The sequence below is a fragment of the Variovorax sp. GW822-FHT04E09 genome (assembly GCF_058800845.1).
Map to the genome: position 1 here is coordinate 40194 of NZ_JBXAMR010000008.1, position 23176 is coordinate 63369.

Annotated in this window: 20 protein-coding genes; 6 read left to right on the plus strand and 14 right to left on the minus strand. The window is 68.7% G+C overall.

Features of this window, described 5'->3' with window-relative positions; all coding sequences use genetic code 11:
* Positions 1-190: 190 nt before the first annotated feature.
* The 11 genes from AC1RL8_RS26365 to ssb all read right to left on the minus strand — a co-directional run bounded on the left by AC1RL8_RS26365 (position 191) and on the right by ssb (position 10119).
* Positions 191-571, minus strand: a complete 381-nt coding sequence (locus AC1RL8_RS26365) for a hypothetical protein (RefSeq protein WP_062480474.1) — start codon at positions 569-571, stop codon at positions 191-193.
* Positions 572-817: 246 nt separating this feature from the next.
* Positions 818-2302: a MocR-like pyridoxine biosynthesis transcription factor PdxR gene (gene pdxR, locus AC1RL8_RS26370; RefSeq protein ID WP_492686671.1), complete on the minus strand. Its 1485-nt coding sequence runs from the start codon at positions 2300-2302 to the stop codon at positions 818-820.
* A gap of 70 nt (positions 2303-2372) precedes the next feature.
* On the minus strand, positions 2373-3173 hold the full coding sequence (locus AC1RL8_RS26375; protein WP_206167823.1) for an inositol monophosphatase family protein: 801 nt from the start codon (positions 3171-3173) through the stop codon (positions 2373-2375).
* Between the two features lie 13 nt (positions 3174-3186).
* A complete protein-coding gene (locus AC1RL8_RS26380; RefSeq protein WP_062480468.1) occupies positions 3187-3906 on the minus strand; it encodes an ABC transporter permease in 720 nt (239 codons plus the stop codon).
* A 2-nt stretch (positions 3907-3908) separates the two neighbouring features.
* Positions 3909-4601: an ABC transporter permease gene (locus tag AC1RL8_RS26385; RefSeq protein ID WP_062480466.1), complete on the minus strand. Its 693-nt coding sequence runs from the start codon at positions 4599-4601 to the stop codon at positions 3909-3911.
* Between the two features lie 44 nt (positions 4602-4645).
* Complete coding sequence (locus AC1RL8_RS26390) at positions 4646-5434, minus strand: transporter substrate-binding domain-containing protein (protein ID WP_095950686.1); 789 nt, start codon at positions 5432-5434, stop codon at positions 4646-4648.
* A 33-nt stretch (positions 5435-5467) separates the two neighbouring features.
* Positions 5468-6256, minus strand: coding sequence for an ABC transporter ATP-binding protein (locus tag AC1RL8_RS26395; protein WP_390347160.1), 789 nt, complete (start codon positions 6254-6256; stop codon positions 5468-5470).
* Positions 6257-6289: 33 nt separating this feature from the next.
* Positions 6290-7069, minus strand: a complete 780-nt coding sequence (locus tag AC1RL8_RS26400; protein WP_492686669.1) for an SDR family oxidoreductase — start codon at positions 7067-7069, stop codon at positions 6290-6292.
* Between the two features lie 14 nt (positions 7070-7083).
* The gene (locus AC1RL8_RS26405) at positions 7084-7854 is read right to left on the minus strand and encodes a 2-keto-4-pentenoate hydratase (protein WP_492686668.1); all 771 of its coding nucleotides are present in this window, start codon (positions 7852-7854) and stop codon (positions 7084-7086) included.
* Positions 7855-7861: 7 nt separating this feature from the next.
* Positions 7862-9061, minus strand: a complete 1200-nt coding sequence (locus AC1RL8_RS26410) for a pyridoxal phosphate-dependent aminotransferase (protein WP_492686733.1) — start codon at positions 9059-9061, stop codon at positions 7862-7864.
* A gap of 488 nt (positions 9062-9549) precedes the next feature.
* Positions 9550-10119, minus strand: a complete 570-nt coding sequence (gene ssb, locus AC1RL8_RS26415) for a single-stranded DNA-binding protein (RefSeq protein ID WP_492686667.1) — start codon at positions 10117-10119, stop codon at positions 9550-9552.
* Between the two features lie 174 nt (positions 10120-10293).
* Here ssb and uvrA point away from each other — a divergent pair, with 174 nt between their 5' ends.
* Together uvrA and AC1RL8_RS26425 are read left to right on the plus strand one after the other, a co-directional pair.
* Entirely contained in the window at positions 10294-13377 is a 3084-nt protein-coding gene (uvrA, locus tag AC1RL8_RS26420; RefSeq protein ID WP_174250277.1) for an excinuclease ABC subunit UvrA, read from the plus strand.
* A 46-nt stretch (positions 13378-13423) separates the two neighbouring features.
* On the plus strand, positions 13424-14320 hold the full coding sequence (locus AC1RL8_RS26425; protein WP_492686666.1) for a DMT family transporter: 897 nt from the start codon (positions 13424-13426) through the stop codon (positions 14318-14320).
* Between the two features lie 2 nt (positions 14321-14322).
* On the opposite strand, the gene AC1RL8_RS26430 is transcribed toward AC1RL8_RS26425, so the two are convergent.
* From AC1RL8_RS26430 to AC1RL8_RS26440, 3 genes are read right to left on the minus strand one after another with little or no spacing between them, the layout of a single operon-like run.
* On the minus strand, positions 14323-15090 hold the full coding sequence (locus tag AC1RL8_RS26430) for a GntR family transcriptional regulator (RefSeq protein ID WP_492686665.1): 768 nt from the start codon (positions 15088-15090) through the stop codon (positions 14323-14325).
* Position 15091: 1 nt separating this feature from the next.
* Positions 15092-16861 (minus strand): glycerol-3-phosphate dehydrogenase/oxidase, encoded by a 1770-nt coding sequence (locus AC1RL8_RS26435; RefSeq protein ID WP_369630972.1) that lies wholly within the window; start codon positions 16859-16861, stop codon positions 15092-15094.
* Entirely contained in the window at positions 16858-18345 is a 1488-nt protein-coding gene (locus tag AC1RL8_RS26440) for an FGGY family carbohydrate kinase (protein WP_492686664.1), read from the minus strand. Before AC1RL8_RS26440 ends, AC1RL8_RS26435 begins: the two co-directional genes overlap by 4 nt.
* A 180-nt stretch (positions 18346-18525) precedes the next feature.
* Between AC1RL8_RS26440 and AC1RL8_RS26445 the strand changes: the two genes are divergently transcribed.
* The 4 genes from AC1RL8_RS26445 to AC1RL8_RS26460 are packed head-to-tail and all read left to right on the plus strand — an operon-like array spanning position 18526 to position 23136.
* Positions 18526-19572, plus strand: coding sequence for a substrate-binding domain-containing protein (locus AC1RL8_RS26445; RefSeq protein WP_056584185.1), 1047 nt, complete (start codon positions 18526-18528; stop codon positions 19570-19572).
* Complete coding sequence (locus AC1RL8_RS26450) at positions 19569-21104, plus strand: sugar ABC transporter ATP-binding protein (RefSeq protein ID WP_492686663.1); 1536 nt, start codon at positions 19569-19571, stop codon at positions 21102-21104. Before AC1RL8_RS26445 ends, AC1RL8_RS26450 begins: the two co-directional genes overlap by 4 nt.
* Positions 21101-22141 carry an ABC transporter permease gene (locus AC1RL8_RS26455; protein ID WP_070063424.1) on the plus strand — a complete coding sequence of 347 codons (1041 nt, stop codon included), beginning with the start codon at positions 21101-21103 and terminating at the stop codon, positions 22139-22141. The genes AC1RL8_RS26450 and AC1RL8_RS26455 overlap by 4 nt, the downstream gene beginning before the upstream one ends.
* A complete protein-coding gene (locus AC1RL8_RS26460; RefSeq protein ID WP_492686662.1) occupies positions 22138-23136 on the plus strand; it encodes an aldo/keto reductase in 999 nt (332 codons plus the stop codon). Before AC1RL8_RS26455 ends, AC1RL8_RS26460 begins: the two co-directional genes overlap by 4 nt.
* Positions 23137-23176: the final 40 nt, after the last annotated feature.

Genomic DNA, 23176 nt, shown 5'->3' on the forward strand with positions numbered 1-23176 from the left:
CATGCGCTCTGGCGGCCATCCCTCCCGCGCCCAAATCATGAGGGATGCGCAAGGCCAAGGCAATGTGACTTTCGGCCAAGAATTCACGGTCATGGCCCATGAAAAAAGCCGACCCTGCGTTGGCAGGGCCGGCTTTCATGAAGACCTGGAACGTTCGCCGATCCCGTCGGCGAAGCATTCGGGCTGTTGCTTACAGCGGCAGTGCGTCGCCGTGGGCAGCAGCGCGGGCTGCGGCGCGAACCGCAGCGCGGTCGACGGTGCTGGCGACGATCGGGGCCACGCCCGACGAAGCGCCTTCGGCGTACGGGTCGGCGCTGTGTGCGGCGGCGACAGCGTCGGCACGCACGGCGGCGCGGCTGGCAGTCGACACGATCACTTGCGCAGGGCCTGCGTTGGCGCCGGTGGCGTAGGGGTTGGCGCTGTGTGCGGCCACGACGGCTTGGGCGGCGACATCGGCGCGGCTGGCGGCCGAGGTCAGTTGATGCACGCCTTCATAGCTTTCGGCATGGGCGGCGCCGGCAACGGCCATCAGGGCAACAGCAACGGCGGAGAGGATCTTCGAGGCGGTCATTTGGATTTCTTCCTTCTTCAATTCAGTTCAAGTTCTTGCTTCGGATGTCGAACCGGTCTTGGGTGGGTCACCGCCCCTCTGTTCTTTTTCGGAGGGCGGCCACCTCGCTCGGGGCCCTGTTCACCCAGATCAGCTTTGAGGGCTGGTCCGTGAGATGAATTGTGCGCCTCGATCTAGGTAAAAACCCGTAGCAAAACGAACCGCGGTGTTCACGGATTCGAAACAATTGAAGGGCAGTGGCGATGCTCAGGCGTTCGCGACCGCACTGCCAAAGAGCGCCAACGCCGGGGCGATCCGCTCGGCGGGCGTGTTGCCGAAGCCGAAGACGAAGCCCGTGCGGACCTGCTCGCTCAGGCAATAGGCAGAGATCGCGGGCACGTCGATGCGGTGCGCCAGCAGCGCCTGGGAGACCGCCGCATCGTCGATCGGCGTGCGCGAGATGGCCGACAGGTGCAGCCCCGAGCCGGTGGTCGACAGCTCGAAATCGCGCCCCACCAGCGTCCTGAAGCAGTGCTCCATGAGCTGCGCGCGTTCGCGATAGCGCACGCCCATGCGCCGGATGTGGGCCGCCAGCTGCCCGCTCGCCATGAAGTCGGCCACCACGCCCTGGGTCGGCATGGAGGCCTTGAACGAGAAGATCTGCGTGGCGCAGGCGAAAGCGTCCGCCAGGTCGGGCGGGACCACCAGGTAGGCCAGGTTGAGCGCGGGCGAGATGGAACGGTTGAAGTTCCCGATGTAGATGACCCGCCCCCCGTGGTCCAGCGCCGCCAGCGGAGGCAGCGGCCTGCCGCGGAAATGGAAGGCGTTGTTGAAGTCGTACTCGATCACCCAGGCATTGCGCTCGTGCGCCCACTGCAGGAGCGAGAGGCGCCGCTCCAGCGGCATCGTGCTGCCGAAGGGGAACTGGTTGGTGGGTGACGCCACGATCAGCCGCGCGTCGGGCGCATGGCTGTCGAACCGGCTGCTGTCCAGGCCTTGCAGGTCGATGGGCACGGGCACCAGGTCCGCGCCGAAGCCCATCAAGGCGGCAAGCCGCGTGATGTAGCCGGGGTCTTCCACGATGATGCGATCGCCGTGGTCGGTCAGCACCTGGCCTGCCAGCACGAAGCCCTGCGTCGTGCCGTCGACCACGAGCACCTGGTCCGGCAGGCAGGAAATGCCGTGTGCCTCGCCCACATAGTCCGCGATCTGCTGGCGCAGTTCGGGCAGCCCCATCGGCGAGCCGTAGCCCAGCTCCGCGGCCGGCGCCGAGCGCCAGTACTGCGACGAGACCTTGGCGAACTGCTCGAACGGCAGCTGGTCGAGCGCGGGCACGGTCGGGCTGAGGTCGAACGTGGCATTGCGCTCGGGCGGCAGCGCCAGTTCGGACATCGCCTGTGCACGCCGCGAGATGTGCCTGGGCGCCGGCGCGGTGACGGCTTCATTCAACGGCGTGCCGGCCGGCGCGCTGCGCTCCTCGGGCAGCACGGCGGCAATGTAGGTGCCCGCCCCGACACGGCCGCTGACATAGCCCTCGGCCAGCAGCCGTTCGTAGACCAGCACCACGGTGTTGCGCGACACGCCGAGTTCCGTGGCCAGCTGGCGGGTGGGCGGCAGCCGCGAGTTCTTGGAGATCCGGCCCTGCACGATGGCCTGGCGGATCTGCTCGAACACCTGGACGTGCAGCGGATCGGAGCCGCTGCGGTCCAGCGAGAGCGAACTCCAGGTCGGGTAGTTGAAGTGCCGCGGCATACGAGATCTCCATGCCGCCCGTGCCGGACAGGCTGCGGCGGCCTTCGAATATACGGCCCGGTCGCCCGCGCTAGGCGCCCGCAAGCATGCGCAGGACCTCCTCGTGGCGGCGGGGGTTGCCCGACGCGACCAGCCGGTTGCCGGAGTAGATCGTGAGCGGACGCCCCTCCCAATCGGTGATGACGCCGCCGGCGCCCTCGATCACCGGCACCAGGGCGCAGTAGTCGACCTCGCGGTGGCGGCCGCAGTCGATGCCGATGTCGATCGTTCCGTTGGCGATGCAGCCGTACGCATAGCAGCTCGATCCGTACACGCACCATTTGGCGGCGCTGCGCAGCGTCTCGAACGCCTCGCGCTCGCGCGGCCCGAAGGGCTCCGGGTTGCTGCACGACACCAGCGCGTCGGCCAGCGACGGGCACTCGCGGCTGCGGATGCGCTGGCCATTGAAGGTGGACGGCTGGCCCTGCGCCCCGGCCCATCGGTCGTTGGTGATCGGATGGTCGATCACGCCGATGATCGGCGTGCCGTGGCGCGCCAGCGAAATCAGCGTCCCGTAGATGGGAATGCCCGTGATGAAGGCCTTGGTGCCGTCGATCGGGTCGAGCACCCAGACGTACTCGGCATCGAGGTCCTGGCCCTCGAACTCCTCGCCGAGGATGCCGTGCGAGGGATAGCGGTGGCGGATCAGCGTGCGCAGCGTCTGCTCGACATGCTTGTCCACGACGGTGACGGGGCTGTCGTCCTCCTTGGACTCGAAGCCCCTGCGGCTGTACAGGTTCTCGCGCAGGATGGCGCCGCTGGCGTCGGCCAGCCCATGGGCGAAGGCGAGGAATTCGGCCATCGCCGACTCGGGAACGGAAGAAGTGGACACGCGGTCTCCTGGATCAAGTGGGCATGGGCCCGGTGCCGTGCTGCGCCGGCAAGTGGCGAAGATGGCGAGACATGCGGTGCTCCAGCCGCCGCACCAGGTGGTTGGCGGCGAACGCGAAGGCAAGGTAGATCAACCCGGCCGCAATGAAGATCTCGTAGGGGGCGAAGGTGCGCGCCACCAGGGTGTTGGCCACGCCCGTCAGTTCCGAGAGCGTGATGGCGCTGGCCAGCGACGTGCGCTTGATCGTCTTGATCACCTCGTTGCCGTAGGCCGGCAGCGCCAGCAGCATCGCTCGCGGAAGGATGACGTGGCGGTACAGCGCACCGAAGGACAGCCCGAAAGCCTGGCCGGCCTCGACCTCCCCGTGCGGCACCGCCTGGATCGCCCCGCGGAAGATGTGCACGGCGTAGGCCGTCGTGTTCAGCACGAAGGTGATGACGGCGCACCAGTACGGCTTGCGCAGGTAGGGCCAGGCCCAGCTGTCGCGCACCGCATCGATCTGGGCAATGCCGTAGTACACGATGAAGATCTGCACCAGCAGCGGCGTTCCCCGGAAGACCTGCGAGAACACCTCGACGGGCCAGCGCAGCCACCAGGCCTTCTGGACACGCACGATGGCCAGCGGCACCGCCAGCAGCGTCGCGAGCACCATCGTGATCGCGAAGAGCTCCAGCGTGAGCAGCGCGCCCTGCCAGAGCACCGGAAGGCTCTCGACAATGAGTTCGACATCCATGGTCAGGCCGTCCTTTCACCGCGGGCGCCGCGGCGCTCGAGCTGATGCAGCACGAGCGAACTCAGCACGGTCAGCGTGAGGTAGATGGCGCCGGCACTGAGGTAGAAGAACAGGGCGCGGCGCGTGTCGCTGGTGGCCAGTTCGGAGGCCTTCATCAGCTCGCTCAGCCCCACGATGGAGATCAGCGAGGTGTCCTTGAGCGTCGAGATCCAGATGTTGCCCAGGCCCGGCAGCGCCAGCCGCAGCATCTGCGGGCACTGGATCACGAAGAAGATCTGCAGGGTGCCCATGCCCACGGCCATGCCGGCCTCCACCTGCCCGCGGGGAATGGCCGTGAGCGCGCCGCGGAACACCTCCGAGGCGTAGCCGCCGAAGATCAGTGCCAGTGCAAAGACGCCCGCCGGATACGGCGGGATCTCGACCATGCCCGCGTCGGGCCTGACCAGCGCGAGCAGCCGGCTCAAGACCACCGTGCTGCCGAAGTACACCATCAGGATCAGCAGCAGTTGCGGGATGCCCCGTATCGCCGTGATGTAGGCCTCGGCCAGCCAGCGCACCGCCTTGAAGCGGGACAGGCAGGCCGCCGCGCCCAGCAGCCCCAGCGCGATGCCGAACACCGACGACACCAGCGCCACCTCCACGGTGGTCCAGGCGCCCTGCGCGATGGTCGGCCCCCAGCCGTTGAACATGTCCATGGTGTCGTCAGCAATCAGTGAGCGGATTCGGTGGCGCGACGGCGTCAGTGCCAGACCGCGGGCAGCACACTGAAGCTCCAGTACTTCTGGTTGATCGCCTTGAAGGTCCCGTCGGCAAACATGCCCTTGAGCGCCGCGTTGATCTCGTCGCGCAGCGCCGTGGCCCCCTTGGGCAAGCCGACGGCCACGCCTTCGCCCAGGTACTTGGGCGCCTCGATCTCGGGGCTGACGAACTCGTAGTTGCGCCCTTCCGGCTTCTCCAGGAAGTCGGTGCGAACCTTCATGGGACTCACGAGCATGAGGTCGATGCGGCCGGCCACGAGGTCCAGCAGCATGTTCTCGGCCGAGTCGTAGCGCGTGATCTCGACGCCGGAGAACTCGCCCGCAAGGTAGCTGTCGTTCGTGGTGGCCCGCTGTACGCCCACCACCTTGCCCTTGAGCGCGCCTGCGTTGGGCGTGTTGTCGGGCTTCATCGGGAGCAGCCCCCCGTTCTTGCGGCCCACGAAGCGCGCCGTGGAGGCCCGGTAGGGAACGGAGAAATCGATGCTCTTCTTGCGCGTCTCGGTGATCGAGAGGCTCGAGGCGACGATGTCGATCTTCCTGGAAAGCAGCGCGGGAATCAGCCCGTCGAACCCCAGGCAGACGAACTGCACGTTGGCGTTCATCCGCCGCCCGATCTCGCGGGCGATGTCGATCTCGAAACCCTTCAGCTCGCCCGATGCATCGCGGTAGTTGAAGGGCGGATAGGTGCACTGCACCCCGGCCTTGATCTCGCGCCCCATGGCGGCGACGGAGCACGCGGCCAGCAGGCCTGCGAACAACCATTTCTTCATTTCGTCTCCAGTTCTTGGTTCGTGATGTCGTGGCTACAGAACGCTGTCGAGGAACTTGCGGCAACGCTCGCTGCGCGGGTTGCCGAACACGTCGGCCGGGGCCCCGCGTTCCTCGATCTTTCCCTTGTGCAGGAAGGCGACCTCGGTCGAGACCTCGCGTGCGAACGCCATCTCGTGGGTGACCATCACCATGGTGCGCCCCTCCTCGGCCAGCAGGCGGATCACCTTCAGCACCTCGCCCACGAGCTCGGGGTCGAGCGCGGACGTGGGCTCGTCGAACAGCAGCAGCTTGGGCTCCATCGCCAGCGCGCGGGCGATCGCGCAGCGCTGCTGCTGGCCGCCGGAGATGTGGGCCGGATAGTGCCGAAGCCGGTCGCCGAGCCCGACCTTCGCCAGCAGCGCTTCGGCCCGTTCCGTCGCTTCGCGGCGCGACAGCCCCAGCACCTTCATGGGCGGCATGGCCACGTTCTCCAGCACGGTCATGTGGCTCCACAGGTTGAAGTTCTGGAACACCATGCCGATGCCCGCGCGCAACCGGTTCACCTGGCTCTTGCTGGCAGGGCTCGCCTGCCCTGCCGGCGAACGGCGCATGCGGATCTCCTCGCCATCGATGGCGACGGTGCCGGCGTCGGGCACTTCGAGCAGGTTGAGGCAGCGCAGGAAGGTGCTCTTGCCCGAGCCGCTGGCGCCGATCAGCGTGACCACGTCGTGCTCGTGCGCGCACAGGTCGATGCCGCGCAGCACGTCCAGCGCGCCGAAGCGCTTCTCGATGCCGGTGGCAGACACGATCTGCCTGCCCTGTTGTCGTTGGGGGTCGCTCAAGTGAGTTCCTTTTGAACGGTGCTGGCGCTTCGCCTAGAAGGTCCCGGGATAGGCCCCGCCGTCGAGCAGCAGATTCTGTGCGTTGATGTAGCCGGCATGGGCGCTGCACAGGAAGGCGCAGGCACGGCCGAACTCCATCGGATCGCCGAAGCGCGCGGCCGGGCTGCGGCCCTGCCATTCGGTCTGCTCGGCCTCGAACGAGCGACCCGACCCGGCCGCGGCAGCCTCCACCGTGGCGCGCAGGCGGTCGGTGGCGAACGAGCCGGGCAGCAGGTTGTTGATGGTGACGTTGCGATGCGCCGTGCGCCGCGCCAGGCCCGCCACGAAACCGGTGAGCCCGCTGCGCGCGCCGTTGGACAGGCCCAGGATGTCGATGGGCGCCTTCACCGAGGACGAGGTGATGTTGACGATGCGGCCGAAGCCACGCTCCATCATGCCGTCCACCGTCGCCTTGATCAGCTCGATGGGCGTCAGCATGTTGGCGTTGAGCGCCACCATCCAGTCGTCGCACGTCCATTGGCGGAAGTCGCCCGGCTTGGGGCCTGCGGCATTGGTCACCAGGATGTCCGGCGCGGGGCAGGCCTCGAGGACGAGCGCCCGCCCCTGCACCGTGGTGACGTCGGCGGCCACTGTGCGCACGTGCACGCCCGTTGCCTCGCGAATTTCGTCGGCGGTGGCCTCGAGCGCCTGCGCGCCGCGCGCCACGATGGTGAGCGATGCGCCGTCTTCCGCCAGTGCGAACGCGCATGCCCGGCCCAGCCCTTTGCTCGCGGCGCACACCAGCGCCGTCTTGCCCTTGATTCCCAGATCCATGGAGACCTCTTGCTTCAGATGAAGTTCGCGGCGACCGTGCCGAAGCGGTCGAACGAGGAATGCACCCGCATGCCCTGCGACGCGCGGTACTGCCGCGTGAAGGAGCCGGACATCACCTGCATCCCGGCCTCCAGCGCCAGCCCGAATTCGGCCAGCTTGTTCGCCAGCCACAGCACCGAGAGCAGCCCGCCGCCCTGCATGACCGCCGAGCCGGAGGCCGTCTCGCTGACGGCGCCGTCGACCTGCACCGTCACGCTGGCGCCGGCCAGGTCGCGGTTGTCGGCCGTCAGCGGCACGGCCGCCCCCGTCACATAGGCCTTCTGCTGCGCGTTGTCCGCCATCGCCAGCGCCAGGTTGCCGGCGAACGGACCGCGAACCTCCACGATCTCCAGGGCCGGTGCCGCATGCGTCACGGCGGCTGCGACCTCCTCCAGGCTCACGCCGGGTCCGCGCAGCGTCTTGCCGATGGTCAGGCACAGCTCGTTCTCGAAGCCGGGCGCGATCAGCTCGGAAAAACGATAGGCCTGACCACTCGCATGCCGGCCGCTTTCCAGCAGATAGCCGAAGCAGGGCTCGTGCACCTGCTGCTGCACGCGCATGGCCTCGGCGGTGAGGCCGACCTTCCAGCCCGTCTGCCGCTCGCCCCTGGCCAGGCGCTTGTGCAACAAGGCCAGCTGCACTTCGTAGCCCTGCTGCAGGGAGAACTTCCCGGCCCATTCCGACGGCATGTGGCGTCCGTCCTCCATGGCTTGCCAAAGGGCGCCCGCAATGTCTTGGGTGTTCATCGCATCCTCATCGTGTGGTTGGGTGGTGTTCCAGGTAGGCGGCCAGGCGGCGAACGCCGTCGTCCAGGCGCGCCGTGCCGCTCGCGTAGCACCAGCGCAGGTAGCCTTCGCCCTCGGGGCCGAAGGCCACGCCGGGCGCCAGCCCCAGCCCGGCCTCGGCCACGAGCTGCTTGCAGAACGCGAGGCTGTCCGTGACGCCTTCGACACGGAAGAAGGTGTACATCGCGCCCCGCGCGGGCGCGGCGAGCTCGACCCCCGGCACGCTCCCCAGGCGCGCCGCCAGGTGGTCCCTGCCCTGGCGCAACCGCTCGACGGTGCGGGCAATGGTGTCCTCCCCGCGCGCCAGGGCGACCACCCCCGCCGCCTGGACGAAGGGCGGCGCGCAGGTGCTGCTGTACTCGATCAGCTTGCCGATGTCGCCCAGCATCGCGGGCGGCACGACGATCCAGCCCAAGCGCCATCCGGTCATGCGCCAGGCCTTGGAAAAGGAGTTGCAGCTGATGACCCGATCCTCGGGCGTCGCGATGTCCAGGAAGGACGGCGCGCACGGCGCATCGAAGCTGATGCGCTGGTAGACATCGTCGCTGACGATCCAGATGCCCAGGCGCCGGCAGTGCGCGAGGATGGCTTCCTGCGACTCGCGCGAAAGGGTCCAGCCCGTCGGGTTGTTGGGCGCGTTCAGCAGCAGCGCGCGGGTGCCCGGCCGAAGCGCTTCCAGAAGGCGCTGCTCGTCGAGCACCCAGCCCGCCGCGGTGAACTGCAATGCCACGGTCTCGACGTGCGCGCCCAGCACCTTGGGCATCTCGACCAGGTTGGGCCACAACGGCGTCACGGCCACGACCCGGTCGCCGGGGTTCAGCAGCGCCTGCAGGGCCAGCATCAGCGCATGCGTGCCCGAACTCGTCACCGCCACCCGTTCGACGCCGATCGGGCCATGCCAGCGCGACAGGTAGCGGGCGATCTCCTCGCGCAACGCGGGATCGCCCAGCGTCTGGACGTAGAAGGTGCGCCTGTTCTCGAGGGCGGCGATCGCAGCGCCGCAGATCTCGTCCGGCGTCTCCTCGTCGGGCTCGCCGAACCAGAAAGGCAGGATGTCCTTGCGGTCCATGCCCGCATTGGCGACCTCGCGGATCTTCGAGGACCGCAGGGCCTGGACTTCGGCGCGTGCGACGGTCGATGGCGGGCAGTGGGAGGCGGCGCTCTGCATGTCGTGCTTGTCTCGGTGTTCTATGGCCTGCATGCTCCGACGCCGCACGGTGCGGGACAAGGACCAATTCCGCGCGCCGAGGCAGACCAATCGCGGCGAGCCGGTCGACCGCGATCCGTGCGGCCCCCTGCGACCACCCCGACGTCCGCAGACAGCGTGGCCGTGCGACGCCCTGCTTCTTCGCGACGGCCGACCATCTCCGGCGATGCGCTGCTGAACGACGCTATTCAGCAGAACGGCCGGAGCCAATGGGTTGATTGCCGCCGGGAATTGCCCCTCTGAACACAGTCATTGCCGTCGAAAAGGGGCTCCCGTCAAACGCTTCCCCTGCGCTCAACGGCCAGACGAACAAAGAGGCTGCATTTCCTTGGCAAAACAGCACTTTCCCGGGCACGACCGCCCATGGAGAGAGTTCGAAATAAAAAGGGCAAAAAAAAGGCCTGCCTTCGAAAAGGCAGGCCTTCCTTGAAAAGCTCGAGGAGCCGGTTTCAGAACGGAATGTCGTCGTCCATGTCGTCGAAGCCCGACGACGACTTGGCCGGCGCTTGGCGCGGCGCCGGTGCCGGGGCACGCGGTGCGGCTGCGGGAGCACGCGGGGCGTAACCGCCACCGCCACCGCCACCGCCACCGCCGCCACCACCTTGCGAGTAACCACCGCCGCCGCCCCCGCCTTGCGAGTAGCCGCCGTCGTCGTCGCTCGGACCCGACGGACCGCCCTGGCCCTGGCGGCTGCCCAGCATCTGCATCTGGTCGGCGCGGATTTCGGTTGTGTACTTTTCGATGCCGTCCTTGTCGGTCCACTTGCGCGTGCGCAGCGAGCCTTCGACGTACACCTGCGAGCCCTTGCGCAGGTACTGGCCGGCGATTTCGGCCAGGCGGCCGTTGAACACGATGCGGTGCCATTCGGTGGCTTCGCGCATCTCACCGCTTTGCTTGTCTTTCCAGCGATCGGTGGTGGCCACGGTGACGTTTGCGACCTGATCGCCGCTCGGGAAGGTCCGCATTTCGGGGTCGCGCCCCAGGTTGCCGACGACGATGACTTTATTGACCGATGCCATATGCACTGCCCCTGATAAGTAGATGAAGGAGGAGGTTGAGAGGAACCCTCCATTCTGCCTGAGCCGCAACCGGCCCGGCCCGGGAGGGCCCGCCCGCCGCCGTCCATCCCCTGGTCATGACAGGCGAAGCCGGCGCCTCTATCATGTCCGGTTGCCCTCGGACGACCGCACCCCTTGAATTCACCCACCACTGAAGACACCCCGGAGCGTGACGCCTACCTTGGCGCCCTGCTCGCCCAGCAGCGCATCAGCATCCGCGGCGCGCGCACCCACAACCTGAAGAACGTCGATCTCGACATCCCGCGCAACAAGCTGGTGGTGATCACCGGCCTGTCGGGCTCGGGCAAGTCGAGCCTGGCGTTCGACACGCTGTATGCCGAGGGGCAGCGGCGCTACGTGGAAAGCCTCTCGGCCTATGCGCGGCAGTTCCTGCAGCTCATGGACAAGCCCGACGTCGACGTGATCGAGGGCCTGTCGCCCGCCATCAGCATCGAGCAGAAGGCCACCAGCCACAACCCGCGCTCGACCGTGGGCACGGTGACCGAGATCCACGACTACCTGCGCCTCTTGTACGCGCGCGCCGGCACGCCCTTCTGCCCCGACCACCACCTGCCGCTGCAGGCGCAGACGGTGTCGCAGATGGTCGACGCGGTGCTGGCCCTGCCCGACGAGCCCCGGCTGATGATCCTGGCACCCGTGGCGCGCGAGAAGAAGGGCGAGTTCCTCGAGCTCTTCACCGAGATGCAGGCGGCCGGCTACGTGCGCTTTCGCGTCGACGGGCAAACCTACGAATACAACGACCTGCCCAAGCTCAAGAAGACCGAGAAGCACGACATCGACGTGGTCATCGACCGCCTGCGTGCGCGCCCCGACATGCAGCAGCGCCTGGCCGAGAGCTTCGAGGCCGCGCTGCGCCTGGCCGAGGGCCGCGCCATTGCGCTGGAGCTGGGCGCAAAGCCGGAAGGCAGCGCCGATGGCGCTGCGGGCGCGCCCGACAAGGAGCACCTGTTCAACGCCAAGTTCGCCTGCCCGATCTGCCACTACTCGCTGTCGGAGCTCGAGCCGCGCCTGTTCTCGTTCAACTCGCCCGTGGGCGCCTGCCCGAGCTGCGACGGCCTGGGCCACCGCGAGGTGTTCGACCCGGTGCGCGTGGTGGCGTTTCCGTCGCTGTCGATCGCCAGCGGCGCCATCAAGGGCTGGGACCGCCGCAACGGCTACTACTTCAGCATGGTCGAGAGCGTCGCCAAGCACTACAAGTTCGACGTCGACGCGCCCTTCGAGTCGCTGCCGGCCTCGGTGCAGCAGACGCTGCTGCACGGCTCGGGCGGCGAAGAGATCAAGTTCAACTACACCATGGAATCGGGCAACTTCGCGGGCAAGAAGCTCACGAAGAAGCACCCCTTCGAGGGGATCATCCCGAACATGACGCGGCGCTACCGCGAGACCGATTCAGTGATGGTGCGCGAAGACCTCGCGCGCTTTCGCAACCAGCAGCCCTGCCCCGACTGCGGCGGCTCGCGGCTGCGGCGCGAGGCGCGCAACGTGTTCCTGGTCGACGATGCCGGGCACGTGGGCGCGAACGGCGGCGAGCCGCCGCGCATGGCCATCTTCGAACTCAGCCACCTCACGCTGCGCGACGCCTACGCCTGGTTCAGCACGCTCAAGCTGCGCGGTGCCAAGGCCGACATCGCCGACAAGGTGGTGCGCGAGATCGGCCTGCGCCTGAAATTCCTGAACGACGTGGGCCTCAATTACCTGAGCCTGGACCGCAGCGCCGAGACGCTCTCGGGCGGCGAGGCGCAGCGCATTCGCCTCGCGTCGCAGATCGGCTCGGGCCTCACGGGCGTGATGTACGTGCTCGACGAGCCCAGCATCGGCCTGCACCAGCGCGACAACGACCGCCTCATCGGCACGCTCAAACACCTGCGCGACATCGGCAACAGCGTGATCGTGGTCGAGCACGACGAGGACATGATCCACGCCGCCGACCACGTGATCGACATGGGCCCCGGCGCCGGCGTGCACGGCGGGCGCGTGATGGCGCAGGGCACCTACGCCCAGGTGTCGGCCAACCCCGAGTCGCTCACCGGCCAGTACCTCTCGGGCGTGAAGAAGATCGAGGTGCCCAAGCACCGCACCGCCTGGCTGCCGGCCGTGAAGAAGCCGGCCTTCAACGAAGGCAAGAAGCCCTCGCGCTTTCCGCAGAGCCCCGCGGCCGAACGGCGCGCCGCGCGCGAAGCGGCGCACCTGGCCTCGCAGACCGACCTGCAGGAGATCCGCGTGGTCGGCGCCACCGGCAACAACCTGAAGAACGTGAGCGTGGCCTTCCCCGTGGGCCTGCTGACCTGCGTGACCGGCGTCTCGGGCTCGGGCAAGTCGACGCTGGTGAACGACACGCTCTACACCGCCGTGGCGCGCACGCTATACCGCGCGCACGAAGAGCCGGCCGCGCACGAGTCGGTGGAAGGCATCGAGTACTTCGACAAGGTCATCAACGTCGATCAATCGCCCATCGGCCGCACGCCGCGCAGCAACCCGGCCACCTACACAGGCCTGTTCACGCCCATCCGCGAGCTGATGGCCGAGACCAACACCGCGCGCGAGCGCGGCTACGGCCCGGGCCGCTTCAGCTTCAACGTGGCCGGTGGCCGCTGCGAGGCCTGCCAGGGCGACGGCGTGGTGAAGGTCGAGATGCACTTCCTGCCCGACGTGTACGTGCCCTGCGAGGTCTGCCACGGCCAGCGCTACAACCGCGAGACGCTCGAGGTCCAGTACAAGGGCCGGAACATCGCGCAGATTCTCGAGATGACGGTCGAGGTGGCGCACGAGTTCCTCAAGGCCGTGCCGACCATCGAGCGCAAGCTGCGCACGCTGCTGGACGTGGGCCTGAGCTACATCAAGCTCGGCCAATCGGCGACCACGCTGTCGGGCGGCGAGGCGCAGCGCGTGAAGCTCGCGCTCGAACTGAGCAAGCGCGACACGGGCCGCACGCTCTACATCCTCGACGAGCCGACCACCGGCCTGCACTTCGCCGACATCGAGCTGCTGCTCAAGGTGCTGCACCAGCTGCGCGACGCGGGCAACACCATCGTCGTCATCGAGCACAACCTGGACGTCATCAAGACCGCCGACTGGCTCATCGACATGGGCCCCGAGGGCGGTGCCGGCGGCGGCACGGTGGTGGGCGAAGGCACGCCGGAAGACATCGCGGCGAACGAGGCGAGCCACACGGGGCGCTACCTCAAGCGCCTGCTGTAGCAGCGCCGCCAGCACGAATGCGCGGGCCGCGCCACAATCGCGGCCCATGCCTTCCTTCACGCCGCGCCAGTTCGTTCTTCTCGTGCTCCTCACCCTCGCGTGGGGCTTCAACTGGCCGGTGATGAAGCTCGGCGTGGCCGACTACCCGCCGCTGGCCTTCCGCGCGATTTCGATCTGGCTGGGCGTGCCCGTGCTGGCGATCGCGCTGGTGGTGATGAAGGTGCCGTTCCGCGTGCCGCGCAGCGCCTGGCCCGAGCTGGTGTGGCTGGGCGCGACCAACATGTTCGTCTGGCACGCCTGCATCATCCTCGCGGTGAAGGCGCTCTCGGGCGGGCGCGCCGCGATCCTGGGCTACACGATGCCGGTGTTCTCCGCCGTCATCGGTGCACTGCTGTTCTCGGCCGTGCTCACGCGCCGCGCGTGGACCGGCGTGGGCGCCTGCGCCATCGGCGTCGGGCTGCTGCTGTGGCACGAGCTCACCGACTTCGCGGGCCGCCCCGGCTACGTGGCACTGGCGCTGGTGGCCGCCGCCACCTGGGCGCTGGGCACGCAGTTGCTGCGCCACACGCGCATCGGGCTGCCCACGCTCACGCTCTCGTTCTGGATGACGGCCATGACGGCCGTGGTGATGACGGTGCTGTCGCTGCTGTTCGAACGCGACCAATGGCGCTCGCCGGGCGCCGTGACCTGGGGATCGATCGCCTACAACGCGGTGCTGATCTTCGGCTTCGCGCACGCGGCCTGGTTCTACCTGGCGCGCGGCCTGCCGCCGGTGGCCTCGACCCTGAGCGTGATGTTCATTCCCGTGCTCGGCGTGTTCAGCGGCGCCGTATGGCTCGGCGAGATCGTGCACTGGCAGGACTGGGTGGCGGTGGCGCTGATGATGGTCGCCATCGCCTCGGTGCTGCTGCCTTCACGCAGCAGCAGCAGCGCGAAGGCCTGAGCTCAGGTCGTCGTCTGCACGTGCAGGCGGCTGGTCTTGCAGCGGTGCAGCGCGCGGTAGTGTTCCAGCGGCCGGCCGTTGGCGCCGTAGGCGATCGATTCGATGCGCAGCAGCGGCTCGGGCTGCGGCAGGTCGAGCAGGCGGCAGGTTTCCGCGTCGGGCAGCACGGCGTCGATCCAGCGTTCGGCGCGCACCAGCCGCACGCCGTACTGGCGGCGCAGCACGTCGTACAGCGAGCGGTCGTCCAGCCGCGTGCGGTGCAGGCCCGGCGCGAGGTCGGCCGGCACGGCCGTCTCGACCAAGAGGCGCAGTTCGCCGTCGACGCTGCGCAGGCGCTTGAGGCCGACCACCTGCGCGTCTTCGGTGAGGCCGAGCGCGGCGGCTTCCTGCGCGGTGGCGGTGCGCAGTTCCTGCACGAGGATCTGCGTGCGCACCGAGCGGCCCTTGCGTTCCATCTCGTCGGAAAAGCCCAGCACGGTGGAGACGAAATCTTCGTCGCGCTCGCGCGCCGACACGAAGGCGCCGCGGCCCTTGATCTTGTAGATGAGGTTGTTGCGCACCAGGTCGGCCAGCGCCTCGCGCACCACGATGCGCGAGATGCCGAACTGCTCGCCCAGCTCGGCCTCGGACGGCAGCTTGGCGCCGATGGGCAGCACGCCCTGCAGGATCTGCAGCCGGATGGCGTCGCGGAACTGCGCCCACAGCGGCGATTCGGAGTTGCGGTCGAGCGAGGTCGTCGACACGGTGTCGGGGGCGGTGGAAAGGGTCACGTTAGGTCGGGCCGAGGACGGGGCTGGCCATCAATGATGCATCGAAAGCAGAAGGCGCCGGCTCATGGGCCGCCACCGGCTGCAGGCGCACGCCATGCCGCTCGCGCAGGGCGGCGGCGCAGGCGCTGAGTTCCTGGTGGGCGCGGGCCGCGTCCCAGCCGAGGGCTTCGGCGGCCACGGCGGCGATCTCGGCCAGCGCGTCGTCGGTGACCAGCCCGCGGATGGCCAGCAGCGTGCGGCGGATCACGAGGTCGTCCAGGTGCACGACGCCGGTCTCCATGCACAGGTACGAGAGTTCGGCCGCCGAGTACTCGGGCGCATGGCGCAGCGGCGTGTCGCCCGAGGCCGCGAGGCGCTGCGCCAGCGGCAGCGCCTTCGAGCCGTAGCGGCGCAGCAGGCCCAGCGCGCGCGCGCGGCCCAGGCCCGAGCCGGCCGTCATCTTGTCGATGAAGCGCTCGGTGGCGGCCGCGTCGGCCGGCAGCTCGGCGCCGCCGCCGATGGGCAGCGACTCGGTCGAGGCGGTGCGCGAGCGGCCCAGGTGGCGCAGCACGTGGTCGGTGGCTTCTTCGGCCAGGGCGCGGAAGGTGGTCCACTTGCCGCCCACGAGGCCCACGATGGGCACGTCGCGCGTGGCGCTCGGCGGGTCGACCACCACCGAGTGGTCGCGCGAGATCTGGCCCGGCTTGTCGGCGTCGGAGCGCGCGAGCGGGCGCACGCCGACGTAGGTGTAGATCACGTGCTGGCGGTCGAAGGCCATGTTCGGGAACACCTCGCGCAGCACGTCGATGAGGTAGTCGATCTCGGCCGGCTCGGTGACGATCTGGTCGGGGTCTTCCACCGGGATGTCGGTGGAGCCCACCAGCACGCGGTCGAGGAAGGGATAGACGATGCACACGCGCCCGTCCACCGCCTCGAAGTAGGCCATGCGGCCTTCGAGCGCATCGCGCAGCGCCGGGTGGTCGAGCACGAGGTGCGAGCCCTTGGTGCCCATCACGCGCGGGCCGGCGCCGCCGAGCACGGCCGCGCTGCGGTCGAGCCAGGCGCCAGTGGCGTTCACCACGGTGTCGGCCGTGACGCGCACCAGCGCGCCGGTGATCTCGTCGCGCAGCGTGAGGATGTTGCCCGCGCAGCCCGTCACGCGGCAGTAGTTGGCGGCGGCCGAGCGCGGCTGGTCGCGGCAGGCGTCGCCGATGAGCTCGAGGATCAGCCACTCGGGATGGCTGATCCAGGCGTCGAAGAAGGTGGCGGTCCAGCGGATCGCGGCGCGGAACAGGCGGCGGTCGTTGGTGGGCACGCGGCTGATGCGGTGGCCCGGCATCACGCGCTGGCGGCGGCCCAGCAGGTCGTACAGGCGCAGGCCCGCGGCCACGGCCAGCAGGCCGCGCGTGCGCTGCGGCGGCGTGCGTCCGAAGAACTTGAGCGCGCTGCTCAACAGCCCGCCGAAGAAGCTCGACAGCGGCACCACGGTCTTCAACGGCTGCACCAGGTGCGGCGCGTTGCGCAGCAGCAGGTTGCGCTCGCGCGTGGCCTCGGCCACCAGCGAGAAGCTGCCGTTTTCCAGGTAGCGCAGGCCGCCGTGGATCATGCGCGAGGGCGCGCTGCTGGCGCCGGCGCCGAAGTCGCCCTTGTCGACGATGAGGCAATCGACGCGCTGCAGCGACAGGTCGCGGAACACGCCCACGCCGTTGATGCCGGCGCCGACGATCACCGTCGAAAAGTGGCGGCCCTCCAGCGAAGCCGGACGGACGAAAGGCAGTTGCCAGGCGCTCATGACGCACCGCCCGAAAGATGGTTGAAGACAGGAGACATGCGATCGATCAGTTCGTTGAATTCGGCGTTGAAATCGGCATGGGCCCGCGCGTCGCGCGCGTCGGGTTCGATGAGTTCGCAGGGCGCGCGCAGCGGGCTGGCAGGCCCCGCGTCGTCGAGGTCCTGCGACATCGCGGCATAGAGGGCGGCGCCGCGCGCGCCGGTTTCGTCGTCGGCACAGCGCTCGACCGGGTGGCCCAGCAGCGCCGCGAGCAGCCGCACGAGGCGCGCATCGCTGGCGCCGCCGCCCAGCACGCTGGAGGCCGACACCGGCAGGCCCTGCGACGCGAGGCGCGCGGTGTGGCGCGCATGCAGCGCCGCCACGGCATCGACCACGGCGCGCGCCATGTCGGCGGGCGTGTGGTGGCTCTTGAGCCCGACGAAGCCGGCCGTGATGCCGCCCCCGCCGTTGATGAAAGGCAGGAAGCGCAGCCCGTTCGCACCGAGCGGCACGCCCATGGCCAGGTCGACCACGGCGCGCGCGTCGGGCAGCCCGAGCGCGCCGGCCAGCCACGCGATGTTGGCCATCGACGAGGGGCTGTTCTCCATGTACAGGCGCTCGCGCGTGCGGCCGAAGTTGACGAGCGCGGCGACCTCGGGCTGGGGATCGATCACCGGGCCGATGACGGCGTTGACGCACCACGTGCCCAGCACCGACACGGCACGGCCGCGGTCTTCGGCGCCGATGGCGGTCATCGAGGCGAGCAGGTCGATGGCGCCCATCGCCACCGGAATGCCGGCGGGCAGACCGCACAGCGCCGCTTCGGCCGCGCGCAGCCGGCCCATGGTCTGGCCGCTGGGCACCAGCGGGCCGAAGGCACGCGGCCCGAGGCCGTCGATGCCCGCGACCTCGAAGGCCAGGGGCGACCAGTCGCCGGTGGCCAGCGAGAGCAGGCCGGCGGTGCTGGCGTCGCTCGCGTCGGTGGCGATTTCGCCGGTCAGCAGGAAGCCGAGGTAGTCCTTGGCGAACAGCAGGCGGTGCAGTTCGCCGCGCTGCACGGCGTCGGCGCCCAGCAGCTCGGCCGCGATCACCGTGGGCTGGCCGGGCCAGGGGCGGCAGCCCACGTCGGCGAACAGCCGGTCGCCGTGGCGTGCCGAGAGGGCGAGCGCGCGCGCATCGGCGCGCTGGTCGGTGGAGGCGACGGCGCGGCCGCCGACGAGTTCGTTGTGTGCATCGAGGGCGTACAGGCCCGCCCCGTGGCCGGTGCAGCCGATGGCGCACACGTCCGCCGCGCGCGGGCCGAGCTGGCGCGCCACGTCGCCGAGCACGTGGGTCAGCCCCGCGCGGATCGCCGCCGCGCCCACCTCGCACCCGCCGCCGGGCAGCCGCGCATGCCGCAGGGGCAGGCGCGACACGGCCAGGCTGCGCCCGCTCCCCGCGTCCAGGGCCAGCGCCTTCAGGCTGCTCGAGCCCATGTCGATGCCGATCAGTATTTTGGTCTTCATGTCATAACAGCTTCGGCGGAAAAAAAGGCTGTCACCAGTAGCGTTTCCCCTAGTTATCGGGAGAAACGGCCCGCCATTACATTCTAGCCTGTCATAACAACTGTCGTGACACCACGGTCCACAGGTCCGCCACGCAACGGCGGGCCGAAAGCTCTGCCAGTCAACGTGAGGAGACAAAGAATGAGGCGTAATTTCCTGAAGTCCGCGGCCGCTGCCGGTATCGGCCTGGCCGGTGCGAGCGCGTTCGCGCAACAGCAAGCCGCGGCCCCCGCGGCAGGTGCCGGCCTGCGCGGCAATGCCAGCGACGTCTACGTGATGAACGTGATGGTCTCGGGCGTCGAGTACTGGTTCCCGGTCTACGAAATGATGAAGCAGCTCGGCCGCACGCTGGGCGTTCGCACCCGCTACACCGGCACGCCGGAGTACGACGTGAACAAGCAGCTCGCATCGTTCGAGCAGGAACTGGCGCGCAAGCCCGCCGGCATCCTGCTGCACCCGATGAACCCCGACCCGTTCATCGAACCCATCAACCGCGCCGCCGCGATGGGCATCCCGGTCGTGACCTTCGCGGCCGATTCGCCCAACTCCAAGCGCACCTCGTTCATCACCTCCGACAACGACCGCGAAGGCAACCAGGCCGCCGACGCCATCGCCGCCTCGCTGAACGGCAAGGGCGAGTACGCCGTGCTCGAGAACCCGGGCCAGGACAACCACGACCGCCGCATCGCCGCCTTCGTCAACCGCATGAAGGCCAAGCACCCGGGCATGAAGCTGGTCGGTCGCGCCGCCAGCAACCAGGACCCGAACAAGGCCTACCAGGCCGTGCTGAGCCTGGCGCAGGCCAACCCGAACCTGGGCGCCCTCTTCATGCCCGAAGCCAACTCGGCGCTCGGCGCGGCGCAGGCCAAGGTCGAGACCAAGAAGAACATCAAGGTGATGTGCTGCGACGTCAACGCCAAGATCCTGGACATGATCAAGTCGGGCGACGTGTTCGGTGCCATCAACCCGAACCAGGGCATGCAGGGCTACATGGGCATGATGATGCTGTTCCTGGCCAAGAACCCCGGCCTCATCGACCCGATGAACGACGCCAAGCGCAACGGCACGAACCCGATGTCGGTGCCCTTCCTGGACAACGGCCTGGCCGTGGTCAGCAAGGCCAACGCCGACGACTTCTACTGGGACAAGTACCTTGCCCGCCGTGGCACCAAGGGAATCGGCGAGTGAGCACCCCTGCCGCATTGCTTGAACTGCGTGGCATCGCGAAGCGCTTCGGCGCTTCGCGCGCCCTCTCGGGCGTGGACTTCTCGCTGCAGGCCGGCGAGATCCACGCCCTGTGCGGCGAGAACGGCGCGGGGAAGTCGACGCTGATGAACATCATCGACGGCATCCACCAGCCCGACGAAGGCGAGATCGTGCTGTGCGGCCAGAAGGTCGTCATCGACGGCCCCGCCCACGCCATGCGCCTGGGCATCGGCCTGGTGCACCAGGAAATCGCCCTGTGCGCCGACGCCACCGTGGCCGAGAACATCTTCATGCCGGAGATCAACGCCGGCAAGCAGGCGTGGATGAACTTCTCCGCCTTGAACACGCGCGCCGCAAAAGTGCTGGCGCGCCTGGGCCAGGACATCGACCCGGCCGCGCTGGTGCGCGACCTGAGCATTTCGAGCCAGCAGCTGGTGGAGATCGCCAAGGCGCTCACGCTCGACTGCAAGGTGCTCATCCTCGACGAGCCCACCGCCGCCCTCACCGACAACGAATCGGCGGCGCTCTTCCGGGTGCTGCACGACCTCAAGGCGCAGGGCATCGGCATCATCTACATCAGCCATCGCATGGCCGAGATCTTCACGCACTGCGACCGCGCCACCGTACTGCGCGACGGACGCAACGTGCACAGCGGCCCGCTCGAAGGCATGACGCCCGACGAGCTGGTGCGCCGCATGGTCGGGCGCGACCTGGGCAACTACTACCCGCCCAAGCAATCCGCCGTTGCCGCTGACGCGAACGCCGGCCCCGTGCTGGAAGTCGACGGCATCGCCGACGACGATCGCGTGCACGGCATCTCCTTCACGCTGCAGCGCGGCGAGATCCTCGGCATTGCCGGCCTGATGGGCGCCGGGCGCAGCGAGCTGGCCGAGACCGTGTGCGGCCTGCGCCCCGCGCGGCGCGGCGCGGTGCGGCTCAACGGCAAGACGCTCGCCATCCGCAAGTACAGCGACGCACTGCGCGAAGGCATCGCCTACCTCAGCGAAGACCGCAAGGCGGCCGGTGTGTTCCTCGACCTGCCGATCGCGCAGAACATCTCGTCGATGGCGCTGCGCCGCGTCAGCTCGGCCCTGGGCCTGCTGCAGCGCGCCAGCGAACACCGGCTGGCGGTGCAGCTGGGCGCCAAGCTCAACCTGAAGTCGGACGGCGTGGCGATCGAGGTGTCCAGCCTGTCGGGCGGCAACCAGCAGAAGGTGGCGATCGCCAAGCTGCTGGCCACGCAGCCTGCGGTGCTGCTGATGGACGAGCCCACGCGCGGCGTGGACGTGGGCGCGAAATCCGAGATTCATCACATCCTGCGCGACCTGGCCGACCAGGGCGTGGGCGTGGTGGTGATCTCTTCCGAACTGCCCGAGATCATCGGCCTGTGCGACCGCGCACTGGTGATCCGCGAAGGGCGATTGGCGGGCGAACTGGCCCATGACGAGATGACGGAGGAAGCCCTGCTGCGGCTGGCCTCCGGACTTTGCGAACCCGAAGAGGCAATGGCATGAACTTTCCGACCAGAATCGACGCAGGCGCCGCGGCCACGGCCACGGCCGGCTCCCTGCAACCCCGCCGAACAGGAGACCCCGTGAAGCAGGCCAACAAGCTCACGAGCATGCGCGAGGCCGGGCTGGTGCTGATCATCGTGGCGCTGTGCGTTGCGATGAGCTTCGCATCGCCCTACTTCCTCACCTGGGACAACGTGCGCGCGATGCTGCTGTCCTTCTCCATCGAAGGCATCGTGGTGGTGGGCATGACCATCCTGCTCATCGTCGGCGGTATCGACCTGTCGGTGGGCTCGGTGGTGTGCTTCGCGATGGTGGTGACCGGCAAGCTCTTTCTCATGGGCATGGACCCGTGGCTCGCGAGCCTGGTGGCCATCGGCGCCAGCGGCCTCATCGGCGCCATGATCGGCGGCTGCGTCACGCGCATCGGGCTGAACCACTTCATCGCCTCGCTGGCCTTCATGGTGATCGTGCGCGGCCTGTGCCTGGCGCTCACGCAGGGAACGCCGCAGTCGCTGTTCTCGCTGCCGGCCGAGTTCAAGTTCATCGGCCAGGGCACGCTGTTCGGCGTGCCGGCCGTGATCCTGATCTTCCTGGCCATCGTGATCGTGAGCGACTTCGTGCTGCGCCGCTCCACCCTGCTGCGCCGCGTGTTCTACACCGGCAGCAACGAGAAGGCCGCGCTGTACGCCGGCATCCGCGTGGGCCGCGTGAAGTTCTGGGTCACGGTGCTGTGCTCCGCCTCGGCGGGCCTGGCCGGCGTGATCTACACGGCGCGCTTCGGCGCCGCCACGCCGACCTTCGGCATGGGCATGGAACTCAACGTGATTGCCGCGGCCGTGATCGGCGGCGCCAGCCTCAAGGGCGGCTCGGGCACCGTGCTCGGCGCCGTGCTCGGCCTGGCCCTGCTGTCGGTGGTGACCAGCTCGCTGATCCTGCTCGACGTGTCGCCTTACTGGCAGGACGTGATCAAGGGCCTGATCCTGCTCGCGGCCGTGACCATCGACCACATCCTGAACACGAGAAAGACCAAGCGATGAGCAGCGCAACACAGATGAAGAAGACCACCCTGGGCCCCTCGGGCATCGAAAGCTCGGCCATCGGCCTGGGCACCTGGGCCATGGGCGGATGGATGTGGGGCGGCGGCGACAACGCCGCTGCCGTGATCGCCATCCAGGCCTCGCTCGATGCGGGCGTGAACCTGATCGACACCGCACCGGCCTACGGCCTGGGCCGCTCCGAGAGCATCGTCGGCACCGCGCTCAAGGGCCGCCGCCACGAGGCCGTGATCGCCACCAAGTGCGGCCTGGTGTGGCACACGCAGCAGGGCACGCACTTCTTCGAGGAAGACGGCCACCCGGTGTACCGCTACCTCGGACGCGACTCGATCTTCCATGAATGCGAAGAGAGCCTGAAGCGCCTGCAGACCGACTACATCGACCTGTACATCACGCACTGGCAGGACCACACGACGCCCGTGGCCGAGACCATGGACGCGCTGCTGGCGCTCAAGAAGCAGGGAAAGATCCGCGCCATCGGCGTGAGCAACGCGACGCCCGAAATTCTTTCGGAGTACCTGAAGCACGGCCCCGTCGATGCGGCGCAGGAGCTCTACAGCCTCATCGACCGCGGCATCGAGACCACGCTCGCGCCGCTGTGCGCCGAGCACAACGTGGCGGTGCTGGGCTACTCGTCGCTGGCGCTGGGCCTGCTGGCCGGGCCCATCGACCCCGCGCGCGAGTTCAAGGGCGACGACCAGCGCGCCACCAACCCGCGTTTCAGCGAAGCCAACCGCGCGAAGCTGAAGGCCTTCTTCGACACGCTGGAGCCGCTGCGCACGCACCTGGGCTGCTCGTTCGGCCAGATGATGATCGCGTGGACCGTGGCCCGCGGCACCGTCTCGGTGGCGCTGTGCGGCGCGCGCGTGCGCCAGCAGGCCATTGAAAACGCCGGCGCCGGCGCGGTCGTGCTCGACAGCGAAGCCCTGCAGCTGATCGACGCTGCGGCCAAGCGCCACCTGGACGCGCTCGCCTGAACGCGCGCCTTTCTTCCCTTCCTTTTTCCTCAACACGGAG